The sequence below is a fragment of the Streptomyces sp. NPDC059832 genome, from assembly GCF_042731715.1.
GTDB lineage: Bacteria > Actinomycetota > Actinomycetes > Streptomycetales > Streptomycetaceae > Streptomyces.
In genome coordinates this window covers 297,746-318,958 of sequence record NZ_JBHWIY010000010.1, presented here as the reverse complement: position 1 = coordinate 318,958, position 21,213 = coordinate 297,746, and the positions used below count along the sequence as shown (strand labels likewise).

The following is a 21,213-nucleotide window of genomic DNA, read 5'->3' as shown; positions in this document are numbered from 1 at the left end:
GGTGGCACGGAGCGGTACGCCTGGGGAGGGGACGCGGCCACGCGTCCGGCACGCCGGCCAACTCGGCTGGGACGACGGGCTGTACGAGGAGGGGTCGGAGAGCAGCACGGACTCCGGCACCGGGGAGCGGGGGGCCGCTTCCGAGGAGAGCGGTCACCGGCGCGGTGGCTCGAAGCGGCGCGGCAAGAAGGGCAAACACCGGGTGCTGCGCTGGAGTGCGTCGGTTCTCGCGCTGCTCATAATCGGCGGCGCGGGGGCCGGATACCTCTACATCGAGCACCTGAACGGCAATCTCAAGAAGGCCGATCTGACCCTCGGCGACAAGAAGATGGCCGATCACAAGGCCAACGCCGCCGGTCAGACCCCGATGAACATCCTGCTCATAGGCTCGGACGCGCGGGACTCCGCGGAGAACCAGAAGCTCGGCGGGGCCAAGGAAACCTTCGGCGCGCCGCCCCTGGCCGACGTGCAGATGCTGGTCCACCTCTCCGCGGACCGCAGCAACATGTCGGTGATCAGCATGCCGCGCGACACGATGCTGAAGATCCCGAAGTGCACCAACCCGGAGACGAAGCACGTCTACCCCGCGCCCACGGGTCTGAAGATGACCAACGAGACGCTCGAACGCGGCGGTCCCGGTTGCACGGTGGCCACCTGGTACGAGCTCACCGGCATCACCATCGACCACTTCATGATGATCGACTTCTCCGGTGTGATCTCGATGGCGGACGCGATCGGCGGCGTCCCGGTCTGCGTCAAGGGCAACGTCTACTCGCACACCAGCGCTGGCAAGGGCTCCGGGCTGAAGCTGGAGAAGGGCACCACGAAGATCAAGGGCAAGCAGGCCCTCCAGTGGCTGCGCACCCGCTACGGCTTCGAGGACGGCACCGACCTCGGCCGTACCCACGCCCAGCACATGTACATGAACTCAATGGTCCGTGAGCTGCGCAAGGGCACCAAGCTCACCGACCCGGGCAAGCTGATGGACCTCGCCGAGGCGGCGACGGACGCGCTGACGGTCGACAAGGGCGAGAACGGACTCGGCTCGGTCAACAAGCTCTACGACCTCGCGGAAGAGCTCAAGAAGGTACCCACCAAGCGCATCACCATGACGACGATGCCGAACGTCTACGGGACGGGCGCCCTGAAGGAGCGGGTGCTCCCCAAGCCAGGCGACGCCGACCAGCTCTTCCAGATGGTCCGCGACGACATCCCGCTCGACGGCAAGGCGTCCAAGCGCAAGAAGAAGGCCCCGGTCGCCGAGAAGCCCACCTCGACCCCGGCCGAGACCCCGGTGACCGTCCGCAACGGAACGCGCACCGAGACCGAGTACCCGGCCAAGGGCCGTGCGACGGCGGTCAAGGACCTGCTGGCCGAGAAGGGCTTCACCCAGGGCTCGATCGACGCGCAGAACACCGAGTCGGCGTCCCGGACCACGGTGTCCTACCCCAGCGTGGACATGAAGGGCAACGCCCAGGCGCTCGCCAAGGCGCTGGGCATTCCGCTGAGCGCGGTGAAGAAGTCGACCGCTGTCTCGGGCATCACGCTGACCGTGGGGGCCGACTGGCGCGAGGACGGGCCCTACCACGCGCCCTCCGCCGAGGAGAAGACCCCGGACAGCGCACGGGCGCTCAACGGCGACGACGAGAAGGCCTGCATGGACATCCAGCCGGGCTTCGGCTTCTAGATACCGGGACACGACGCACCGCGGGGCCCTCCGGCACATCGGAGGGCCCCGCGGTGTCCGCTGTGACGCTCAGACGGTCATGGCCGGGCGGCGGCTGGCGATGACCTTCCTCGCGAGCGAGCGCGGGCTGGTCAGGAAGCCGTATCCCCACGACATGTGCATGGTCGCGAGGGCCACCGGGATCTGTGCCCGCGCCTTCGGCGACAGGCCCTTGCCCGCCGGCACGGAACCGGCGACGATCGCCGCCGCGTACCCGGCTGGGACGAGGAAGGCCCACGGGGTGACGGCCGCGCCCACGACGATGCCCGCCGCGATCGCGCAGACGGCGGTGGGCGGCGCCAGGTAGCGCAGGTTGATCGAGCCGGAGTGGTAGCGGGCGACGACGTGCCGCCAGCGGCCGTAGTCCTTGTACTGCTTGGCCAGCGCCCGCACGGAGGGGCGCGGCCGGTACTGCACCTTCAGCTCGGGCGAGAACCAGATCAGGCCGCCGGCCTCGCGGATGCGGTAGTTCAGCTCCCAGTCCTGGGCCCGGATGAACTCCACGTTGTAGCCGTCGGCCTTCTCCAGCGCCTCGCGGCGGAAGACGCCGAGGTAGACGGTCTCCGCCGGGCCCGCCTGGCCGCCGGTGTGGAAGGCCGCGTTGCCGACGCCGATCTTCGACGTCATGGCCGCGGCGACGGCGTCCTCCCAGGCGTTCTCGCCCTCGGCGTGCATGATGCCGCCCACGTTCTGCGCGCCAGTCTCCTCCAGGAGGCGGACGGCGGTCGCGATGTAGTTCGGCGAGAGCATGCCGTGGCCGTCGACCCGTACGACTATCGGGTGGCGGGAGGCCTTGATCGCGGCGTTGAGGGCGGCCGGGGTGCGGCCGGTCGGGTTCGGGACGGTGTGGACCCGGGGGTCCTCGCGCACCAGTTCCGCGGCGATCTCGTCCGTACGGTCCGTGGAGGGGCCCAGCGCGATGACCACCTCCATCTCACCTGCGTACTCCTGCTCCAGGATGTGCCGGACGGAGTTCCTGAGGTGACGTTCCTCATTGAGCACCGGCATGATCACGGAGACGGCGGGGTGCTGCGCGGCAGACATGGTGATCCTCGGATGGTCCTCGGGAGCGCCGGGGGTTCGCACCCCACCAGGCGGCATGATTCGGCCGCCACGTTACCGCGAATGGGGGACACCGGCGCGCCCCGCCGGGTTGCACACCGGGCCGTAGATCATATGGACCTACTGTGCGAACGGTTCCCCTCGCACCGCGGAGGTCCCCCGTGCCCACACCGCAGCACTCCCCCAGTCCGTCGCGCTCCCGCGCGGTTCCGCCGCAGCGCAGGTCCAGAAAGCAGGACGAGCGGCCCCGCTGGGGCATGCGAATGGTGACCGGTCTTTCCGTGCTCGTGCTGGGGGCCGGCGGGATCGGTCATGCGGTGGTGACCAATCTGGAGACCGGGATCGACCGGATCGATCCGTTCAAGGACATGAAGAACCGGCCACGCGCGGGCAACGGCATGAATCTGCTGCTCGTGGGCACCGACGGCCGCGACCGGATCACCGCGGAGGAGAAGGAGAAGTACCGGCTGGGCGGTGCGCCCTGCCACTGCACCGACACGGTCATGCTGGTGCATCTGTCGGCGGACAAGAAGCGCGCGAGCATCGTCTCGCTGCCCCGCGACAGCTACGCCGAGATCCCCGAGCACGCCGACCGGAACACCGGTGAGCAGCACTCCGCGCACCCCGTGAAGCTGAACGCGGCCTATGCCGAGGGCGGGCCGAGTCTGACCGTGCGGACCGTCGAGCACATGACGGGCGTCAAGATCGATCACTATCTGGAGGTCGACTTCACCAGCTTCATGAAGACGGTGGACACCCTGGGCGGGGTGAAGATCTGCACGACCCGGCCGATGAAGGACTCGTACACGGGTCTCGATCTCGCCGCGGGCACCCATGAGCTGAACGGCGGGCAGGCCCTCCAGTACGTACGCTCCCGGCATATCGACGGGGCCGCCGACCTGGGCCGGATGCAGCGCCAGCAGAAGTTCCTCGCCTCGCTGATCGGGCAGACGACCAGTAGCGGTGTGCTGCTGAACCCGGTGAAGTTCCAGGACGTCGCCTCGACGATGCTCAGCTCGGTCCGGGCCGACAAGGGGTTCGGTACGGAGCAGATGCTGGAGCTCGGCCAGGCGATGCGCGGCTTCTCCCCGGCCTCGTCCGAGTTCGCCTCCGTGCCGGTGGGGAATGTCTCCTACCCGGTCAAGGGCATCGGCTCGACGGTGAAATGGGACGAGGAGAAGTCGAAGAAGCTCTTCCGGGCGCTGCGCGAGGACAGACCGCTCGCCCCCGCGCGGCCCGAGCAGCCGAAGACGGCGAAGGTCGAGGTCGCCCCCCGGGAGATCCGGGTCCAGGTCTACAACGGGACTGCTGAGGACGGGCTCGGCAAGAAGGTAGACGACGCGCTGCACGCCACCGGCTTCGACACCACCCGCGCCCCGCTCAACGGGGAGCCGCGCGGCCTCAAGCACACCCTGGTCACCTACGACCCGCGCTGGGACCGGTCCGCGAAGTCGCTGGCCCTCGCGCTGCCCGGGGCCGAGCTGCGGGCGGTGCAGGGGCAGGGCGCCACGCTGCGGGTGACGGCGGGCGCGGACTTCGAGAAGGTGCGGCAGGTGCAGGCCGACGTAACGAACCACGGCGAGTTCGAAACGGTCACGGGTGACCAGGTGGCCTGCCCCTGACCGCGCCCCCCGGGGACACCGGCCCCGGGCGCTCTCAGTCCTCGATGCCTTCCGCCGCGCGCTTCTCGCGCAGTTCCCTGATCGCGCGGCGGCGGGCGAGGCGGTGGGTGCGCCGGATCTGCGCCTCCTGGTAGCGCCGCTTGTCGCGCTCCGTCTCCGGAATCACCTGCGGTACGGGGCGCGGCTTGCCGTCCGCGTCGACCGCGGCGAACACCAGATAGGCGCTGCCGACCTGCTGGGCGGGGGTGGATTCGTTCCAGCGCTCGGCCATGACCCGGACGCCGACCTCCATCGAGGAGCGGCCGGTCCAGTTCACCTGGGCGCGGACATGCACGAGGTCACCGACCCGGACCGGCTCCAGGAAGACCATCTCGTCCATCGAGGCCGTCACGGCGGGACCGCCGGAGTGCCGGCCGGCCACGGCGCCCGCCGCGTCGTCGACCAGTTTCATGATCACGCCACCGTGCACCGTACCCAGCAGATTGGTGTCGCTGCCGGTCATGATGTGGCTGAGGGTGGTCCGGGAAGCGGCGGTCGGCTTGCCCGGAATGTCGCCCTCCGGGCGCGGGGCCTGATCTGTCATACCGTCCACCTTATGCGGGGGCTTCCTCCCGGCCGCAATGCATCAGCTTCGCAACAGCCCTGATGCGATTTCCCGCACCCCCTGTAATAGCGGTACTCCTGGCCTGCACACTGGTTCGCATGAACGATTGGCCCGAGGGATGGTCCGACGACAACCGCCGCGGCAACCGCTACGGGCAGGGCAGCGCCGGTGAGCAACCGGAGAGCGCCCGCTCGATGCCGCACGTCCAGCGGCGCCCCGCGCCGCCGAGGCAGCGGCCGATCCCCCAGCAGCCGGGCGGCTACGACAACGGTGGCCCGCAGTACGACAGCGGGTACAACACGGGCCAGGTCTACGGCGGCGGCAATGCCGGCGGCCAGGGCAACGGCCACGGCGGCGGCCAGGGCGGCGGCGGTTACACGCAGGGACGCCCGGCGCCAGACTGGCGCCGCCGGATCAAGATAGGCGCGCTGTCCCTGGTGGTCGTGGTCCTCGGGGTCTCCATAGGCACGTACTTCTGGGCCGATTCCAAGCTCAAGCGCGAGGTGGACCTCTCCAAGGTCATCGAGCGGCCGGAGGGCGGCGACGGCACCAACTACCTGATCGTCGGTTCCGACAGCCGCGAGGGCATGACGGCCGAGGACAAGAAGAAGCTCCACACGGGCTCCGCGGAAGGCAAGCGGACCGACTCGATGATGATCCTGCACGACGGCTCCAACGGGCCGACGCTGATCTCCCTGCCGCGCGACTCGAACGTCGAGATCCCCTCGTTCAAGGGCTCCGACTCCGGCAAGCTCTACCCGGGCCGCGGCCGCTTCACCAAGCTGAACGCCGCGTACGCCACGGACGGTCCCGAACTCCTCGTCCGTACCGTCGAGTTCAACACCGGACTGCGGATCGACCACTACTGCGAGATCGGCTTCGGCGGCTTCGCCAAGATCGTGGACGCGATCGGCGGCGTGGAGCTGGACATCCCCAAGGCCTTCAAGGACAAGAAGTCCGGCGCCGACTTCCAGGCGGGCAAGCAGACGCTGAACGGCGAGCAGTCACTGGCCTTCGTCCGCACCAGATACGCCTTCGCCGAGGCGGACCTGGCCCGTACGAAGAACCAGCAGAAGTTCCTCGCGGCGCTGGCGAGCCAGACGGCGACGCCCGCCACGATCCTCAACCCGTTCAAGCTGTACCCGACAATGGGCGCGGGCCTGGACACGCTGATCGTGGACAAGGACATGTCGCTCTGGTCGCTGAGCCAGATGTTCTTCGCCATGAAGGACGTCACGGGCGGCGACGGCAAGTCGATGAACATGCCGATCTCGGGCTTCTCCGGCGGCAACGTGGTCTGGGACAAGGCCAAGGTCAAGCAGTTGGTGGAGCAGCTCAAGAACGACGAGAAGGTCACCGTCACCGAGAACTGACGACGACCGGCAGCAGGGCCCGGACGGTTCGCCGTCCGGGCCTTTGTGGTTCCGCCCGTGCCGGGTTCCGGCCCACCGCTATTCGCTGTAGTCGATGTTGCCCCACTCGTCCATCGAGGGATGGATCTTCGTGGGTTCCTGGTCGTCGACGTCCGAGCGCCGTGGCCCCTCCGGGCCGGCGGGACCGATGCGCATCATCCGTTCGATCCGGGCGATCTCGAAGCGACGTCCCCGTACCTTCAGCTCGTTGGGCCGCACGCGCCGGGTGAACGCGTCCACCGCCCGCGCGTACACGGCGGCCTCCTGCTCGTCGACCTCCCCGGTCAGCGGCAGCATCGTCTTCAGATACTGGACCAGCGAGCGCCGCGCGTCCTGCGGAGTGGGGTGCTGACTGGACGCCATCGACCAGGACTTCTCCTTGCGCTCCATCACCCGGAAGACGACCGGCAGCAGCACCAGGCCGGGATGGGTCCGCAACGCCCGTTGCGAATCCGCCAGTACATCGGGCGGGAAGCGCTCCGAGGTGTACGAGAGCGGCACCAGGCCCATCCGGTCCAGGCCCTCCGTCAGCCCGACCGCCGCCGCGTGGTCGACGACGAAGCCCTTGGTGGTCGAGGGCGTGCGCGGCTGGGTGTCCCAGCCCTCCGAGTCGACGTCCGTGGGCCTGGGCGGCTCCAGGCGCCCCTCGCCGGTCCGGGCGAACTCATCGGCGCGCACGACGCGGTAGCGCGTATCGCCGACGGTCAGTTCATTCAGCGGCTCGGTCTCCAGCCGGGCCACCGCGTCCAGCAGGACGCGCCGCTCGCGGGGGTCGTTCGTCTCGTCCTTGGCCTTGAACCAGAGATGGGAGTTCAGCTCGTCGCGGGCATCCTGCGGATAGCCGGTCTCCATGTCGGTCAGCAGCCGCCACCGCGGCCGCTCGCCGCGGCGCTGCTCGGCGATACCGAAGAGCGGCCCCCGGACCACGATCTTCCCGTACGTCCGGGACGAGGCGAACGCGTCCGCCTCGGTGACCAGGGACACCGGGTCGTCCCGGCGCTGCACATTGATGACGAGGTGATCCGGCGGTGCCTGATGGTGATCGCTCATGCACCCAGTGTGCCGAGACCGCGGACACAAGGTACGGGGAATACGGGAAGGAGGGCGCGGAACCTTGTCAGTGGCGGCGCCTACAGTCGCACGCATGACCCAGGAGCCACAGCCCCCGAACCTCATGCTCGACCTCGACGCACTCGCCGCGGCCGTCGGCGAGCAGCCCGACGGACAGGCGGCATGGCGTTTCATCCGCGCCTTCGCCCGCGACTGGAGCCAAAGCCCCCTCACCGGGACCGACGGCTACGCCCCCGCCGAACTCGACGCGGCACAGGCCCGGCTCGGCCTGCCCCTGCCCGTGGCGCTGCGCGAGGCCTACCAACTGCTCGGGCGGCGAAAGGACCTGACCGATAATCAAGACGCGCTGCTCGCCCCACAGGACCTCTACCTGGACGAGGACCGCGGCGTGCTGGTCTTCCGCGTCGAGAACCAGTCCTGTGCCTACTGGGGCATACGCGTCACGGACCTCGGCCAGGACGACCCGCCGGTCGTGGCCCGCGTCGACCTCGTCCGGCCCACCGCCGACGACTGGGCCGCGTGGCTGGGCCGGGTCAGCGTCGCGTTCGTCGAGATCGTCCTTTCCGAGGCTCTGTTCGCCGATGACGACCTGATGGGATGGGTGACCCCCGACGACGACACCGGCCTGCCCGAGGACATCGCCGCCACCTTCCAGCGCCTGCCGTTCCCGGAATACCCGATCAGCCAGCAGCCGGGCTCACGCTGGTACGCGCACGACGAGATCATCCTCCGCGACGATCGCGGGACCGCGTTGTTCCGCGCCCGCACGGAGGCGGCCTTCGACCGCTTCGACGGGGAGGACGAGGAGGGTGAGGAGGACTGACGGGAGTCGCCCCGTCAGGGCCGACGGCCGAGCGGGATCAGTGCTCGGCCGCGTAGGAGACGAAGCCGGTCCAGGCGTTGGGGCCGAAGGCGAGGCGTGGGCCCTGGGCGTTCTTGGAGTCCCGGACGTGAACCGTGCCGGGGGCGGCGGCGACCTCGACGCAGTCAGCCTCGCTGCCGTTGCTGCTGTAGCTGCTCTTGTGCCACTCCAGCTCGCGGCCGTCCCTGGCAGACAGCTTGCGGATCATGTCTCTCCCAACACTCTCTCGATGAAAGCCATCGACTCCCTGGGGGTGAGAGCCTGGGCCCGGATCATGCCATACCGCAGCTCAAGGATTCGGAGCTGCTTAGGATCAGAGACGGGGCGGCCGCCGAACGCCCCCTCGGAACGCCCCACTGCCGTACCGTCCTTGAACTTCAGCACCTGAATCCCGCCATCGATTCCCGCATGCTCCTCGCGGTCAGTCGGCATCACCTGAACCGTGACGTTCCGCGACTCGCTGATCTCCAGGAGGTGTTCGAGTTGACGACGCAACACCATCTTGCCTCCAATCGGGCGCCGGAGCACCACTTCTTCCTGGACAAACCAGAGCGTCGGAACGGGCGACCGCTCGAAGATGGACTGCCGAGCCACGCGCGCCGCCACACCCCGTTCGATCTCATCCTGCGGATACGCGGGCTGCCGCATCGCAAACAGCGCACGCGCGTACTCCGTCGTCTGCAACAGACCGTGGAAGCTGCTGTTGCCGTAGGCCAACAGCTCCACCGCCCGAGCCTCCAGCTTCGTGAGCTCCCGGATCTTCTTCGGGTACCGGACCTCCGCCACGTCCTGCTTCATCGCCGCGATCTTCCCGCGCGCCCCGAGCACTTCGTCCGCTCTGTCCAAGAACTCCGGGCGGGGGATGCGACGACCGCCCTCCACCTTGTAGATCTGGTCCTCCCCGTACCCGATCGTGGCCCCGAACTCGCCGGCCCGCAGCCCCGCCGCCTCCCGCCACGCCTTGATCTGGCGGCCCACCGCCGCGACCACGGCCGCCCCCGACTCGTCATCGGGATCGACGTCCCAGCCCGGCTCGTCCGCCCCCGCGTCGCCGCGTTCCGTACCGGTCTCATCCACGCTCATCCGTGCCTCACTTCCGATGCGTTTTGCCGTTCTTGGCTCAACCCCTGGTCTCCCCGACACGTCACCCCGGACAGCCGGGACAGCACTGGACAAGCACGGGACAATCGCCGTACGTAAGGGGCTCGTTGCTGTTCACGGTACGCACGCGCGGCCACGCTGAGTGACGTGACCCAAGAAATCACCCGAACCGAACATTCCGCTCCCGTCCGGCAGTTCACCGTGCTGCTCTCCCCCACCCGCCGAGGCGCCAGGCTCGCCCGTCTCCTGGCCACGGCACAACTGGGCGAATGGGGAATCGCCTGCGAACCCGCCGCGCACATCGTCGCCGAGCTGGCCGCCAACGCCGCCGTCCACGGCCGCGTATCGGGACGGAGCTTCCAACTCGGCCTCACCGCCCACCGCGACGAGGTCCTGCGGATCGAGGTGACCGACACCCGGGACGAGCAACTGCCCGTCGCGTCCACCCCCGACCAGCTCGCGGAGGGCGGGCGCGGCCTGCTGATCGTCGAGGCACTCGCCGACCGCTGGGGCACCGTCGTCGGTCCCGTCCCGCGCAAGACCGTCTGGGCCGAACTCGACCTCGTACCGCGACCTCTCCACCGGGTCGCGGAAACCCACGACCCGGTGCGCCACGTTCCCGCGTTCCACGACACATAAAGCTTTGAAGAACTTGGGGAAATTACTCTCCCCACCCCAACCCGACCCCACCCCGCTCCCGTCACTCACTCGGGCGACATGGGCCAACTGGGCTGGATTTCATACGGGTTGGCTGGCATATGCTCGCCGCGACAACTACAGACATGCGACGGCCCCCGACCGAGATTCACAGTCTCAACCGGGGGCCTGACCACCGAGGAAGTCAGGACCTTCCCGATGGATACCCCGCAGATTACCGCGCCCCCGTGCGCCCCGTCCCCCGTACCCGGAGACGCCACACCGTCATCCGGCGTCATCCACATCAACTTCCGGCATGCCGCAGGCTTCACCGTCATCGGCAACCACCTCACCCAGCACCGCGGACTCTCCCTCGCCGCGATCGGGCTCGCCGCCCACATCCAGTCGCTCCCCGCCGGAGCCAGGATCGGCATCAAGCACCTCGCCCAACGCTTCCCGCAGTTGTTGAGGTTCACCACGGAGGAGCTGGATACGGCTGGTGTCGATCGGACCCCGGTTCCGCAAGAACGCACGGGCGTGGCCTGATACGAAACACCGGCCGAAGGTCGACTTTTGCCCGTACCTGTGGGCAATCCGGGCAGCAGAGAACAAACTGGGTGATGAAAACAGAAAGGACGCCATATGCTCGCGATCGACCTGCGAGCATATGACGTCCCTGCATTATTTAATGTCGCCCGATGCTGCGGCCTAGTCGTAGAAGAGGACTCCGTAACCGCCCTCAGGATTGTCCGTCGAGAGCTTGAACTCCGCCTTCTTGTTGTCGCCGTCGACATAGTCGCCGATGTTATTGAAGGTGAGACAACCACCCGAACTGGACTTCGTCGCGACCCTCTTGGAACCACTGGGGTCGTGCTCCCACAGGGTGTACGAGTGGGATCTCGACGTGGAGTCGACGCAGGCCATGAAATTGCCACCGGACGAGTAGACGTAGCCGGTGAACCACTGGCCCAGGTTTACGTCACGGTACTTGAAAGTGCTCGATCCGACAGGATCCCAACCGGATGAAGCGTTCGCGGTACCCATTCCGGCAACAATCGCCGCCGAGGCAAAAAATGCCACGCCGACAACCTTGAGCTTCCCCATATTCACCCCTCCAAAGCCCCGATGATCTTGTAATTTATGACTTTAGCACGCACCACAACGGAGACAATGGAATACATTTCCGGAATATGGAATTCCGGATTCCCGCACAAGAGAGCGCGTTCAAGGAGACCCCCAAAAAAGGGGGCAAAGTTGAGCAACGCGCCGGAACGAACCGCGGCTGCCAAGCGGGCAGAGCACGTCATGGCCCCCGGCACGGCGCCGGGGGCCATGGCGTTGACGAAGTCGGGACGAAGTCGCTACGGCAGGTTCCTCGCCATGACGATGCGCTGGACCTGATTCGTGCCCTCATAAATCTGGGTGATCTTCGCGTCGCGCATCATCCGCTCCACCGGGTAGTCCCGCGTGTAGCCGTAGCCGCCGAGCAGCTGGACCGCGTCCGTGGTGATCTCCATCGCGACGTCGGAGGCGAAACACTTGGCCGCGGCGCCGAAGAAGGTGAGGTCGCCGTCGAGGCGCTCGGACTTGGCGGCGGCCGAGTAGGTGAGCTGGCGGGCCGCCTCCAGCTTCATGGCCATGTCGGCGAGCATGAACTGGATGCCCTGGAAGTCGGCGATCGGCTTGCCGAACTGCTTGCGCTCCTGGACGTAGCCCTTGGCGTAGTCGAGGGCGCCCTGGGCGATACCGAGGGCCTGGGCCGCGATGGTGATCCGGGTGTGGTCCAGGGTCTTCATCGCGGTGGCGAAGCCGGTGCCCTCCTCGCCGATCATGCGGTCGGCGGGGATGCGGACGTTGTCGAAGTAGACCTCGCGGGTCGGGGAGCCCTTGATGCCGAGCTTCTTCTCCGGGGCGCCGAAGGAGACGCCCTCGTCCGACTTCTCGACGACGAAGGCCGAGATGCCCTTGGAGCGCTTGGTCGGGTCGGTGACGGCCATGACCGTGTAGTACTCGGAGACGCCCGCGTTGGTGATCCAGCGCTTCACACCGTTGAGCACCCAGAAGTCGCCGTCGCGGACGGCCTTGGTCTTCATGCCGGCCGCGTCCGAGCCCGCGTCGGGCTCGGAGAGGCAGTACGAGAACATGCCGTCGCCCTTGGCGAGCGGGCCCAGGTACTTCTTCTTCAGGTCCTCGGAGCCGGAGAGGATCACCGGGAGGGAGCCGAGCTTGTTCACGGCCGGGATGAGGGAGGAGGAGGCGCAGACACGGGCCACCTCCTCGATCACGATGACCGTGGCGAGGGCGTCGGCGCCCGCGCCGCCGTACTCCTCGGGTACGTGCACCGCGTGCAGGTCCGCCGCGGTCAGGGCGTCCAGCGCCTCCTGCGGGAAGCGCGCCTCCTCGTCGACCGCCGCCGCGTGCGGGGCGATCTTCGCCTCGGCGAGCGCACGCACCGTCTCCCGGAGCATCTCGTGCTCCTCGGCCGGACGGTACAGGTCGAAATCGGTCGAACCCGCCAAGACGCTCACTCCCCAAGACGCTAACTACCGTTAAGTAACCCAATTTTAGAGCGCGGCTCCCGAGATGGCCTACGCAATGTCCGCGTGAGCTTCGCGACAGGGGTGGGCGAAAGGGAGGAAAGGGATCGGGAAGGAGTCGGGGAAGGGGCGGGCAAGCTGTGCGGACGGGCGGAAAACCTGGTCTTCGGGGGCACGACTATGCTCGTTCACCGCACGTCTGTCCGCATCTCACAGGAGCACTTCATGGCCCTCAGGATCACTGTGATCGGCACCGGCTACCTCGGCGCCACCCACGCCGCGGCCATGGCGGAACTGGGCTTCGAGGTGCTCGGCCTCGACATCGTGCCCGAGAAGATCGAGATGCTCGGTGCCGGCAAGGTCCCGATGTACGAGCCGGGGCTGGAGGAGCTGCTCGGCAAGCACGTCGAGGGCATCGCGGGGTCCACCGGACGGCTGCGGTTCACCACCTCCTGGGAGGAGGTGGCCGCCTTCGGCGATGTGCACTTCGTCTGTGTGAACACTCCGCAGAAGCACGGCGAGTACGCCTGCGACATGAGCTACGTGGACAGCGCGTTCGAGTCGCTGGCACCGCATCTGACCCGGCCTGCCCTGGTCGTCGGGAAGTCGACCGTCCCGGTGGGCTCGGCGGCCCGGCTCGCGGCGCGGCTGGCGGAGCTGGCGCCGGTGGGCGCCGACGCGGAACTGGCCTGGAACCCGGAGTTCCTGCGCGAGGGCTTCGCCGTGAACGACACCCTGCACCCGGACCGGATCGTCGTCGGCGTGACGAGCGAGCGGGCCGAGAAGATGCTGCGCGAGGTGTACGCGGTGCCGGTCGCCGAGGGGTCGCCGTTCGTGGTGACGGACTTCCCGACCGCCGAGCTGGTGAAGACCGCGGCCAATTCGTTCCTGGCCACGAAGATCTCGTTCATCAACGCCATGGCGGAGGTCTGCGAGGCCGCCGACGGCGATGTGAAGAAGCTGGCCGAGGCGATCGGGCACGACGAGCGGATCGGCTCGAAGTTCCTGCGGGCCGGGATCGGCTTCGGCGGCGGCTGTCTGCCGAAGGACATCCGGGCCTTCATGGCACGCGCCGGTGAGCTGGGCGCGGACCAGGCGCTGACCTTCCTCCGCGAGGTCGACTCGATCAACATGCGGCGCCGCGGCCACATGGTGGAGCTGGCCCGGGATGCCGTGGGCGGCGGTTCCTTCCTCGGCAAGCGGGTGGCGGTGCTGGGCGCGACGTTCAAGCCGGACTCGGACGACGTACGGGACTCGCCGGCGCTGAACGTGGCCGGGCAGATCCATCTGCAGGGCGGTCAGGTCACGGTCTTCGACCCGAAGGGCATGGACAACGCCCGGCAGCTCTTCCCGACCCTCGGCTACGCGGACACGGCACTGGACGCGGTGCGCGGCGCCGATGTGGTGCTGCATCTGACGGAGTGGCGCGAATTCCGCGAGCTGGACCCGGCGGCGCTCGGCGAGGTCGCATCCCGCCGGATCATCCTGGACGGCCGCAACGCGCTCGACAGCGAGCTGTGGCGCGGGGCCGGCTGGACGTACCGGGCGATGGGCCGTCCGACGGCCTGAGCCGGAGACAGAGCGTTCAGCCGCGCTTCGCGCGGTAGGTACGCATCTTGGCGCGGGCGCCGCACACCGACATGGAGCACCAGCGGCGGCGCCCCGCCGGACTGCGGTCGTAGTAGGCCCAGCGGCAGTCCTCCGCCTCGCAGGCCTTGAGCCGGGCCCAGGTGCCCTCGGCCGCCGCGGTGGCGATGGCCGACGCGACGCGTGCGGTCAGCCCGGCCGGTTCGGTGACGGGGCGCAGTGCGGCGGCGCCCGCCGCGTCCACGGTGACGCGCAGGGGCGCCTCGGCGAGGAGCCGGTCGAGCGTGGCCGCGGCGTCGTCCGGCGAGCGGTGGCCGGCGTGGGCGAGGCAGGCGGCACGGAGCGCCTCGCGCAGTTCGCGCGCGTCCGGGACCTCGGGTTCGGTGAGGCCGAGGGCGGCACGCCCCTCCGCCGTGTCGAGAGTGTCCGCGCCCGTCTCGACGTCGAGCGTGTTGACCAGCGCCTCGATCAGGGCGAGTGCGCCGGGCGCGGGTTCCTTCTCACTCATGACTGCGACCTCATGGTTGCGACGTTACTTCCTTTGCGGCAGCATGCAGTAACGGTTACCTGTTGAAGGCCCTTAGGGGTAACCGACTGCATCCGTCTGCCCGAGGAGGAATTGTCATGGCTGTCGCCACCCTGGGATCGGTCGTTCTGGACTGCCCCGACCCGGCCGCGCTCGCCGCTTTCTACGCGGGGCTGCTCGGCGGAGAGATCGTGCACGACGGCGAGGGCTGGGTGGACCTGAACGGGGCCGGGGGCACGCTCCTCGCGTTCCAGGCCGCGCCCGGTTACGTACCGCCGCGGTGGCCGAGCCCGGACGCACCGCAGCAGGTCCACCTGGATCTGACCGTGGCGGATCTGGACGCGGCGGAGAAGGAGGCGCTCGCGCTGGGCGCCACCGTGCTGGACGCCGAGAACCGGGAGCGGAGTTTCCGGGTGTACGCGGATCCCGCGGGGCACCCGTTCTGCCTCTGCGCGGGATAGCGGACGACGCGTGGGGCGCCCCGGAGGGCGCCCCACGCGTCGTGCCTCAGACGGTCGCGCCGTCCAGTTGCTCGATCGTGGCGTGCGACGGGCCGCGGCGGGTGCGCAGCTCGCGCGCGACGTCCTCGGCGTCACGCAGCACCCGTACGGCGTTCTGCCAGGTGAGCTTGGCGAGGTCGGCGGTGGACCAGCCGCGGCCGAGCAGCTCCGCGATCAGGTTCGGGTAGCCGGCGACGTCCTGGAGGCCCTGGGGGAGGAAGGCCGTGCCGTCGTAGTCGCCGCCGATGCCGATGTGGTCGATGCCGGCGACCTCGCGCATGTGGTCGAGGTGGTCGGCGATGGTCGCCACGGTGGCCATCGGGCGCGGGTTGGCCGCTTCGAAGGCGGCGTGGATCTCCATGGCCTGCGCGGTGGTGTCGAGGTGGTGCAGGCCGTGCGCGCGCATGTTCTCGTCCGCGGCCAGGGTCCAGGCGACGGCCTCCGGCAGGACGAACTTCGGCACGAAGGTCGCCATGGCGATGCCGCCGTTGGCCGGGAGCCGGCCGAGGACGTCGTCGGGGATGTTGCGCGGGTGGTCGCAGATCGCGCGCGACGAGGAGTGCGAGAAGACCACCGGCGCCGTGGAGGTGTCGAGCGCGTCGCGCATCGTGGTGGCCGCCACGTGGGAGAGGTCGACCAGCATGCCGGTGCGGTTCATCTCCCGTACGACCTCGTGGCCGAACGGCGAGAGGCCGCCGACGCCGGGTTCGTCGGTCGCCGAGTCCGCCCAGGCGATGTTGTCGTTGTGCGTGAGCGTCATGTAGCGGACGCCCAGGGTGTGCAGGGCGCGCAGGGTGCCCAGCGAGTTGTTGATGGAGTGGCCGCCCTCGGCGCCCATCAGGGAGGCGATGCGGCCCTCGGCGCGGGCCGCCTCCATGTCGTCGGCGGTCAGTGCGCGCCGCAGGTCGGCGGGGTAGCGGCCGATCAGCTCGGCGACCACGTCGATCTGTTCCAGGGTGGCGCTGACGGCTTCGTCGCCCGCCATGTCGGTCCGTACGTAGACGGACCAGAACTGGGCGCCGACGCCGCCCGCGCGCAGCCGCGGGATGTCGGTGTGCAGATGGCCGGACTGGTCGGTGGCGATGTCGCGGGCGTCGAGGTCGTAGCCGACCTGTTCGCGCAGCGCCCACGGCAGGTCGTTGTGTCCGTCGACGACGGGGTACTCGGCGAGGAGTTCCCTCGCCCGCTCCAGCTGCCGCACGGCCGCCTACTTCCCGAAGCCGAAGGAGTCGGCGCCCTGGACCTTGCTGCGGAGCCGCTTGCCCTTCTCCGTCGCCTGGTCGTTCAGCTCCTGCTGGAACTCCCGCATCCGGGCCAGCAGCTCGCCGTCGTGGGCGGCGAGGATGCGGGCGGCGAGCAGGCCCGCGTTGCGCGCGCCGCCGACCGAGACGGTCGCGACCGGCACACCGGCGGGCATCTGCACGATGGAGAGCAGGCTGTCCATGCCGTCCAGGTACTTCAGCGGGACCGGCACGCCGATGACGGGCAGCGGGGTGACGGAGGCGAGCATGCCGGGCAGATGGGCGGCACCGCCCGCGCCCGCGATGATCGCCTTGAGGCCGCGGTCCGCCGCCTGCTCGCCGTACGCGATCATCTCGCGCGGCATGCGGTGGGCGGAGACGACGTCGATCTCGTACGGGATCTCGAACTCGTCGAGGGCCTTGGCCGCCGCTTCCATGACGGGCCAGTCGGAGTCCGAGCCCATGACGATGCCGACGAGCGGTGCGGCGGTGGCGGGGGAGGTCATTCGGTGATCGTTCCTCGCAGGTAGTCGGCCGCGTGCCGGGCGCGCTCCCGCACGTCCGCCAGGTCGTCGCCGTAGGTGTTGACGTGTCCGACCTTGCGGCCGGGCTTCACGTCCTTGCCGTACATGTGGATCTTGAGCTGCGGGTCACGCGCCATGCAGTGCAGATACGCCTGGTACATGTCCGGGAAGTCGCCGCCGAGCACGTTGGACATGACCGTCCAGGTGGCGCGCGGGCGCGGGTCGCCGAGCGGCAGGTCGAGCACGGCGCGGACGTGGTTGGCGAACTGCGAGGTGATCGCGCCGTCCTGCGTCCAGTGGCCGGAGTTGTGCGGGCGCATGGCCAGCTCGTTGACCAGGATGCGCCCGTCACGGGTCTCGAAGAGTTCGACCGCGAGGTGGCCGACGACACCGAGCTCGGAGGCGATCTTGAGCGCGAGCTGCTGGGCCTCGCCGGCGAGCCGCTCGTCCAGCTCCGGGGCCGGGGCGATCACCGTGTCGCAGACCCCGTCGACCTGGATCGACTCGACGACCGGGTACGCGACGGCCTGGCCGTGCGGCGAGCGGACGATGTTGGCCGCCAGCTCCCGTACGAAGTCGACCTTCTCCTCGGCCAGGACCGCGACGCCGGCCCGGAAGGGCTCGGCCGCGTCCGCCTCGGAGCGGACCACCCAGACGCCCTTGCCGTCGTAGCCGCCGCGGACCGTCTTGAGGATGACGGGGAAGCCCCCGGCCTCCTCGGCGAAGGCGACGGCGTCGGCCGGGTCCTTCACGATGCGGTGGCGGGGGCAGGGCACGCCGATCTCGGTGAGCTTCGCGCGCATCACCCCCTTGTCCTGGGCGTGCACCAGCGCGTCGGGTCCCGGGCGCACGGGGATGCCGTCCGCCTCCAGGGCCCGCAGGTGCTCGGTCGGTACGTGCTCGTGATCGAAGGTGATCACGTCACAGCCGCGCGCGAAGGCACGCAGCGTGTCCAGGTCGCGATAGTCGCCGACGACGACTTCGCTCACCACCTGGGCCGCCGAGTCCTGGGGGGTGTCGCTGAGGAGCTTGAACTTGATGCCGAGGGGGATGCCCGCCTCGTGGGTCATACGGGCGAGCTGACCGCCGCCGACCATGCCGACTACCGGGAACGTCACTCCTCCAGGGTATCCGCCGCCCCGGGGAGCTCCCGACGACGCCCTCCGACCGCCCGGCCGGGCGGTCGTGTCACAGCATCGCCACACGGCTCCCGGCATCCACGGGCGACGCGGGGACGGGCTGGTTAGCATGACCGGGTTGACGTAACCGACAGACGGGCTGAGCGATCACCATGAGCGAACGGGGCGCATTGCGGGCGCGGCTGGAGCAGCTGGCCCGGGAAGTCGCCAAGTTCGGCGTGGTCGGCGCGGTCGGCCTGGTGGTCAACATCGCGGTGTCCAACCTGCTCTGGCGCTACACGGACATCCCGACGGTACGGGCCGGCCTGCTGGCCACCGTCGTCGCCATCCTCGGCAACTACATCGGCTTCCGCTACTGGACGTACCGGGACCGCGACAAGAGCGGACGGACCCGCGAGCTGACGTTGTTCCTGCTGTTCAGCGCGGTGGGCGCGGTCATCGAGACCGGTGTGCTGTACACCGCGACGTACGGCTTCGGATGGAACAGCCCGGTCCAGAGCAATGTCTTCAAGATCCTCGGGATCGGCATCGCGACGCTGTTCCGCTTCTGGTCCTACCGGACATGGGTGTTCAAGGCGCTGCCCGTCGAGAAGGCCGCGATACCCGCCGTGAAGGCCGTGCCCGGTGGCACCGAGGGCTTCCTGAAGCAGGGCCGGACGGAGCAGGTGCCGCTGGTCGAGGCGGATTCGGTACGGCGATGACGGTCGGTGACGGACCGCGCCCACCGCTCACCGCACCGGGCGTTCCGGTTCCTGCCGCTTCAGGGCCACCCGGCTGAGGAACAGGGCGAAGACCGCGGGCTGCTGCTGGAGCAGTTCGAGGCGGCCGCCGTCCGCCTCCGCGAGGTCCCTGGCCACCGCGAGGCCGATGCCGGTGGAGTTGCGGCCGCTGATCGTCCGCTCGAAGATCCGGGCGCCCAGGTCGGGGGGAACCCCCGGGCCCTCGTCCGTGACCTCGATGACCGCCTGGTTTCCGGTGACCCGGGTGCGCAGCGCGACCGTACCGCCGCCGTGCATCAGTGAGTTCTCGATCAGCGCGGCCAGCACCTGGGCGACCGCGCCCGGCGTGCCGACGGCCCGCAGTCCCTGCTTTCCGGAGCGGACGATGGCGCGGCCCGCGCTCCGGTAGGCGGGACGCCACTCCTCGATCTGCTGCTTGACGACCTCGTCGAGATCGAAGACGACGGCGGAGCCGGTACGCGGATCGCGGGCGTTGGTCAGCAGCCGCTCCACCACGTCGGTGAGCCGCTCGACCTGGGTGAGGGCGATGTTCGCCTCCTCCTTCACCGTGTCCGGGTCGTCGGTGACCGAGATCTCCTCGATCCGCATGGAGAGCGCGGTGAGCGGCGTACGGAGCTGGTGCGAGGCGTCGGCGGCCAGCCGGCGTTCCGCGGTCAGCATCCGGGCGATCCGTTCCGCGGAGGCGTCCAGGACGTCGGCGACCCGGTCCAGCTCCGGCACCCCGTACCGCTTGTGGCGCGGTCGCGGATCGCCGGAGCCCAGGCGCTCGGCGGTCTCGGCCAGGTCGGTCAGCGGTGAGGTCAGCTTGTTGGCCTGGCGTACGGCCAGGAGCACGGCGGAGACGATGGCCAGCAGCGCCACCGCGCCGATGATCATCAGGGTGCGGCCGACCTCGCGGGTGACCGCGGAGCTGGATTCCTCGACGGTGACCCGCTCGCCCCGCTCCCCCTCGGCCGTGCTCCTGATCACGCTGCCGGTGGGGCGCTTGCCGATTTCGAGGGGCGCCCGGCCGGGGATCTTGATCAGCGCGTAGCGCTTGCTGGCGATCTGCTGGGAGAGCAGCACGGAGGTGATCCGCTCGTCCTCCATCAGCCGGCTCTCGACGACGTTGATCAGCCGCAGCGCCTCGGAGTCGACGCTCTCCTGGGCGCTGTTGCTGATGGTGCGGGTCTCGACGATGACGAGGGAGACGCCGAAGACGGCGATCACCACGAGCACCACGGCGAGCGTGGAGTTGATCAGTCTGCGGCGCATGAGTGCTTCCGCACGTCAGCTCTTCTCGAAGCGGAAGCCGACGCCCCGTACGGTCGCGATGTAGCGGGGGTTGGCGGCGTCGTCGCCGAGCTTCTTGCGGAGCCAGGAGATGTGCATGTCGAGGGTCTTCGTCGACGACCACCAGGTGGTGTCCCAGACCTCGCGCATCAGCTGGTCCCGGGTGACGACCCGGCCGGCGTCGCGGACCAGGACCCGCAGCAGGTCGAACTCCTTGGCCGTGAGCTGGAGTTCCTCCTCGCCCATCCAGGCGCGGTGCGACTCCACGTCGATCCGGACGCCGTGCGTCGCGGGCTGCGGCGCGGGCTCGGTGGCGCCGCGGCGCAGCAGGGCCCGGACGCGGGCGAGCAGTTCGGCGAGACGGAAGGGCTTGGTGACGTAGTCGTCGGCGCCCGCGTCGAGGCCGACGACGGTGTCCACCTCGTCCGCGCGGGCGGTCAGCACCAGGATCGGCACGGTGTGACCCTCGGCACGGAGCCTGCGGGCCACTTCGAGGCCGTCCATCCCGGGCAGTCCCAGGTCGAGCACGACCAGGTCGATTCCGCCCTGGAGGCCGGCGTCGAGTGCGGTCGGACCGTCTTCACGGACCTCGACCTCGTAACCCTCCCGACGCAGGGCGCGGGCCAGTGGCTCCGAGATGGATGCGTCGTCCTCGGCGAGCAGTACACGGGTCATGCAGTGATGGTAGTCCGCGCGGAGGGGATGCCGTGAGGTGATCCAAAAGCCCTGCGGGTCTGCGGAATAACCGGAGAGTTGCCTTTGAATATGGGAGCGCGGTTCCATTGAAACCTGTGATCCATCTCTCAAGTCCGTTCATATCCGGCACTATCGTGTCGTATGGTTGCTCGACGCCTGTTGCACTACTCAAGGACCCTTGGGCAGCTTTTAGCGCCAAGGGTCTCTTTTGTTGGCCGACTGGTACCCGCCAGTCGCGGACTCAGTGAATGACCTGTGGCCGGGCCCGGAGCGCGAGGATGCGCACCGGGCGTGGATCCCGATGCGGTCGGTCCCCGTCCCCTTCAGCCGACTCCTTCGCGAGTCCGGCGGCCGG

Annotated in this window: 21 protein-coding genes and 1 pseudogene; 9 read left to right on the top strand and 13 right to left on the bottom strand. The window is 69.1% G+C overall.

Going from position 1 to position 21,213, the window contains the following annotated elements:
- Window position 1: 1 nt before the first annotated feature.
- Window positions 2-1,687: an LCP family protein gene (locus ACFV8T_RS20475; RefSeq protein ID WP_385329186.1), complete on the top strand. Its 1,686-nt coding sequence runs from the start codon at window positions 2-4 to the stop codon at window positions 1,685-1,687.
- Window positions 1,688-1,756: 69 nt separating this feature from the next.
- Here ACFV8T_RS20475 and ACFV8T_RS20470 read toward each other — a convergent pair whose 3' ends face one another.
- Window positions 1,757-2,770, bottom strand: a complete 1,014-nt coding sequence (locus tag ACFV8T_RS20470) for a glycosyltransferase family 2 protein (protein ID WP_385329183.1) — start codon at window positions 2,768-2,770, stop codon at window positions 1,757-1,759.
- A 275-nt stretch (window positions 2,771-3,045) separates the two neighbouring features.
- Between ACFV8T_RS20470 and ACFV8T_RS20465 the strand changes: the two genes are divergently transcribed.
- A complete protein-coding gene (locus tag ACFV8T_RS20465; protein ID WP_385329181.1) occupies window positions 3,046-4,410 on the top strand; it encodes an LCP family protein in 1,365 nt (454 codons plus the stop codon).
- A gap of 34 nt (window positions 4,411-4,444) precedes the next feature.
- Here ACFV8T_RS20465 and ACFV8T_RS20460 read toward each other — a convergent pair whose 3' ends face one another.
- Complete coding sequence (locus ACFV8T_RS20460) at window positions 4,445-4,993, bottom strand: acyl-CoA thioesterase (RefSeq protein ID WP_266732430.1); 549 nt, start codon at window positions 4,991-4,993, stop codon at window positions 4,445-4,447.
- Between the two features lie 119 nt (window positions 4,994-5,112).
- Here ACFV8T_RS20460 and ACFV8T_RS20455 point away from each other — a divergent pair, with 119 nt between their 5' ends.
- A complete protein-coding gene (locus tag ACFV8T_RS20455) occupies window positions 5,113-6,387 on the top strand; it encodes an LCP family protein (protein ID WP_385329178.1) in 1,275 nt (424 codons plus the stop codon).
- 78 nt (window positions 6,388-6,465) lie between these two features.
- Here the strand turns inward: ACFV8T_RS20455 and ACFV8T_RS20450 are convergent, their stop codons facing one another.
- Complete coding sequence (locus ACFV8T_RS20450) at window positions 6,466-7,476, bottom strand: DUF5954 family protein (RefSeq protein WP_385329175.1); 1,011 nt, start codon at window positions 7,474-7,476, stop codon at window positions 6,466-6,468.
- A 94-nt stretch (window positions 7,477-7,570) separates the two neighbouring features.
- Between ACFV8T_RS20450 and ACFV8T_RS20445 the strand changes: the two genes are divergently transcribed.
- The gene (locus ACFV8T_RS20445) at window positions 7,571-8,320 is read left to right on the top strand and encodes an SMI1/KNR4 family protein (RefSeq protein WP_385329172.1); all 750 of its coding nucleotides are present in this window, start codon (window positions 7,571-7,573) and stop codon (window positions 8,318-8,320) included.
- Between the two features lie 37 nt (window positions 8,321-8,357).
- Here ACFV8T_RS20445 and ACFV8T_RS20440 read toward each other — a convergent pair whose 3' ends face one another.
- Entirely contained in the window at window positions 8,358-8,567 is a 210-nt protein-coding gene (locus ACFV8T_RS20440) for a DUF397 domain-containing protein (RefSeq protein ID WP_385329170.1), read from the bottom strand.
- Window positions 8,564-9,442: a helix-turn-helix domain-containing protein gene (locus ACFV8T_RS20435; protein ID WP_385329167.1), complete on the bottom strand. Its 879-nt coding sequence runs from the start codon at window positions 9,440-9,442 to the stop codon at window positions 8,564-8,566. The genes ACFV8T_RS20440 and ACFV8T_RS20435 overlap by 4 nt, the downstream gene beginning before the upstream one ends.
- Before the next feature lie 165 nt (window positions 9,443-9,607).
- On the opposite strand from ACFV8T_RS20435, the gene ACFV8T_RS20430 reads away from it, so the two are divergent.
- Together ACFV8T_RS20430 and ACFV8T_RS20425 are read left to right on the top strand one after the other, a co-directional pair.
- Entirely contained in the window at window positions 9,608-10,099 is a 492-nt protein-coding gene (locus ACFV8T_RS20430) for an ATP-binding protein (protein WP_385329164.1), read from the top strand.
- A gap of 216 nt (window positions 10,100-10,315) precedes the next feature.
- Window positions 10,316-10,597 (top strand): annotated as a pseudogene (locus ACFV8T_RS20425) (helix-turn-helix domain-containing protein); the annotation flags it as partial.
- 207 nt (window positions 10,598-10,804) lie between these two features.
- Here the strand turns inward: ACFV8T_RS20425 and ACFV8T_RS20420 are convergent.
- Window positions 10,805-11,200, bottom strand: a complete 396-nt coding sequence (locus tag ACFV8T_RS20420; protein WP_385329162.1) for a hypothetical protein — start codon at window positions 11,198-11,200, stop codon at window positions 10,805-10,807.
- A 257-nt stretch (window positions 11,201-11,457) separates the two neighbouring features.
- On the bottom strand, window positions 11,458-12,615 hold the full coding sequence (locus ACFV8T_RS20415) for an acyl-CoA dehydrogenase (RefSeq protein WP_124723042.1): 1,158 nt from the start codon (window positions 12,613-12,615) through the stop codon (window positions 11,458-11,460).
- A gap of 243 nt (window positions 12,616-12,858) precedes the next feature.
- On the opposite strand from ACFV8T_RS20415, the gene ACFV8T_RS20410 reads away from it, so the two are divergent.
- The gene (locus ACFV8T_RS20410; protein ID WP_385329160.1) at window positions 12,859-14,202 is read left to right on the top strand and encodes a UDP-glucose dehydrogenase family protein; all 1,344 of its coding nucleotides are present in this window, start codon (window positions 12,859-12,861) and stop codon (window positions 14,200-14,202) included.
- Window positions 14,203-14,218: 16 nt separating this feature from the next.
- Here ACFV8T_RS20410 and ACFV8T_RS20405 read toward each other — a convergent pair whose 3' ends face one another.
- Window positions 14,219-14,728, bottom strand: coding sequence for a CGNR zinc finger domain-containing protein (locus ACFV8T_RS20405; protein WP_385329157.1), 510 nt, complete (start codon window positions 14,726-14,728; stop codon window positions 14,219-14,221).
- 116 nt (window positions 14,729-14,844) lie between these two features.
- Here ACFV8T_RS20405 and ACFV8T_RS20400 point away from each other — a divergent pair, with 116 nt between their 5' ends.
- On the top strand, window positions 14,845-15,207 hold the full coding sequence (locus ACFV8T_RS20400; protein ID WP_385329155.1) for a VOC family protein: 363 nt from the start codon (window positions 14,845-14,847) through the stop codon (window positions 15,205-15,207).
- A gap of 46 nt (window positions 15,208-15,253) precedes the next feature.
- On the opposite strand, the gene ACFV8T_RS20395 is transcribed toward ACFV8T_RS20400, so the two are convergent.
- The 3 genes from ACFV8T_RS20395 to ACFV8T_RS20385 are packed head-to-tail and all read right to left on the bottom strand — an operon-like array spanning window position 15,254 to window position 18,129.
- A complete protein-coding gene (locus ACFV8T_RS20395; RefSeq protein WP_385329152.1) occupies window positions 15,254-16,447 on the bottom strand; it encodes a dipeptidase in 1,194 nt (397 codons plus the stop codon).
- A 6-nt stretch (window positions 16,448-16,453) separates the two neighbouring features.
- On the bottom strand, window positions 16,454-16,993 hold the full coding sequence (gene purE, locus ACFV8T_RS20390) for a 5-(carboxyamino)imidazole ribonucleotide mutase (protein ID WP_266418407.1): 540 nt from the start codon (window positions 16,991-16,993) through the stop codon (window positions 16,454-16,456).
- Entirely contained in the window at window positions 16,990-18,129 is a 1,140-nt protein-coding gene (locus tag ACFV8T_RS20385; RefSeq protein ID WP_385329150.1) for a 5-(carboxyamino)imidazole ribonucleotide synthase, read from the bottom strand. Before ACFV8T_RS20385 ends, purE begins: the two co-directional genes overlap by 4 nt.
- A gap of 173 nt (window positions 18,130-18,302) precedes the next feature.
- On the opposite strand from ACFV8T_RS20385, the gene ACFV8T_RS20380 reads away from it, so the two are divergent.
- Window positions 18,303-18,851 (top strand): GtrA family protein, encoded by a 549-nt coding sequence (locus ACFV8T_RS20380; protein ID WP_385329149.1) that lies wholly within the window; start codon window positions 18,303-18,305, stop codon window positions 18,849-18,851.
- A 27-nt stretch (window positions 18,852-18,878) separates the two neighbouring features.
- On the opposite strand, the gene ACFV8T_RS20375 is transcribed toward ACFV8T_RS20380, so the two are convergent.
- Window positions 18,879-20,144, bottom strand: coding sequence for an ATP-binding protein (locus tag ACFV8T_RS20375; RefSeq protein ID WP_385329147.1), 1,266 nt, complete (start codon window positions 20,142-20,144; stop codon window positions 18,879-18,881).
- Window positions 20,145-20,159: 15 nt separating this feature from the next.
- A complete protein-coding gene (locus tag ACFV8T_RS20370) occupies window positions 20,160-20,837 on the bottom strand; it encodes a response regulator transcription factor (RefSeq protein WP_072488330.1) in 678 nt (225 codons plus the stop codon).
- Window positions 20,838-21,213: the final 376 nt, after the last annotated feature.

What these genes read in the sequence shown, in the direction of transcription:
- ACFV8T_RS20410 (WP_385329160.1), top strand. Translation starts at nt 12,859, where the DNA reads ATGGCCCTCAGGATCACTGTGATCGGCACCGGCTACCTCGGCGCCACC.
- ACFV8T_RS20455 (WP_385329178.1), top strand. Translation starts at nt 5,113, where the DNA reads ATGAACGATTGGCCCGAGGGATGGTCCGACGACAACCGCCGCGGCAAC.
- ACFV8T_RS20435 (WP_385329167.1), bottom strand. Translation starts at nt 9,442, where the DNA reads ATGAGCGTGGATGAGACCGGTACGGAACGCGGCGACGCGGGGGCGGAC.
- purE (WP_266418407.1), bottom strand. Translation starts at nt 16,993, where the DNA reads ATGACCTCCCCCGCCACCGCCGCACCGCTCGTCGGCATCGTCATGGGC.
- ACFV8T_RS20405 (WP_385329157.1), bottom strand. Translation starts at nt 14,728, where the DNA reads ATGAGTGAGAAGGAACCCGCGCCCGGCGCACTCGCCCTGATCGAGGCG.
- ACFV8T_RS20460 (WP_266732430.1), bottom strand. Translation starts at nt 4,993, where the DNA reads ATGACAGATCAGGCCCCGCGCCCGGAGGGCGACATTCCGGGCAAGCCG.
- ACFV8T_RS20370 (WP_072488330.1), bottom strand. Translation starts at nt 20,837, where the DNA reads ATGACCCGTGTACTGCTCGCCGAGGACGACGCATCCATCTCGGAGCCA.
- ACFV8T_RS20375 (WP_385329147.1), bottom strand. Translation starts at nt 20,144, where the DNA reads ATGCGCCGCAGACTGATCAACTCCACGCTCGCCGTGGTGCTCGTGGTG.
- ACFV8T_RS20450 (WP_385329175.1), bottom strand. Translation starts at nt 7,476, where the DNA reads ATGAGCGATCACCATCAGGCACCGCCGGATCACCTCGTCATCAATGTG.
- ACFV8T_RS20420 (WP_385329162.1), bottom strand. Translation starts at nt 11,200, where the DNA reads ATGGGGAAGCTCAAGGTTGTCGGCGTGGCATTTTTTGCCTCGGCGGCG.
- ACFV8T_RS20440 (WP_385329170.1), bottom strand. Translation starts at nt 8,567, where the DNA reads ATGATCCGCAAGCTGTCTGCCAGGGACGGCCGCGAGCTGGAGTGGCAC.
- ACFV8T_RS20380 (WP_385329149.1), top strand. Translation starts at nt 18,303, where the DNA reads ATGAGCGAACGGGGCGCATTGCGGGCGCGGCTGGAGCAGCTGGCCCGG.
- ACFV8T_RS20400 (WP_385329155.1), top strand. Translation starts at nt 14,845, where the DNA reads ATGGCTGTCGCCACCCTGGGATCGGTCGTTCTGGACTGCCCCGACCCG.
- ACFV8T_RS20465 (WP_385329181.1), top strand. Translation starts at nt 3,046, where the DNA reads ATGCGAATGGTGACCGGTCTTTCCGTGCTCGTGCTGGGGGCCGGCGGG.
- ACFV8T_RS20470 (WP_385329183.1), bottom strand. Translation starts at nt 2,770, where the DNA reads ATGTCTGCCGCGCAGCACCCCGCCGTCTCCGTGATCATGCCGGTGCTC.
- ACFV8T_RS20445 (WP_385329172.1), top strand. Translation starts at nt 7,571, where the DNA reads ATGACCCAGGAGCCACAGCCCCCGAACCTCATGCTCGACCTCGACGCA.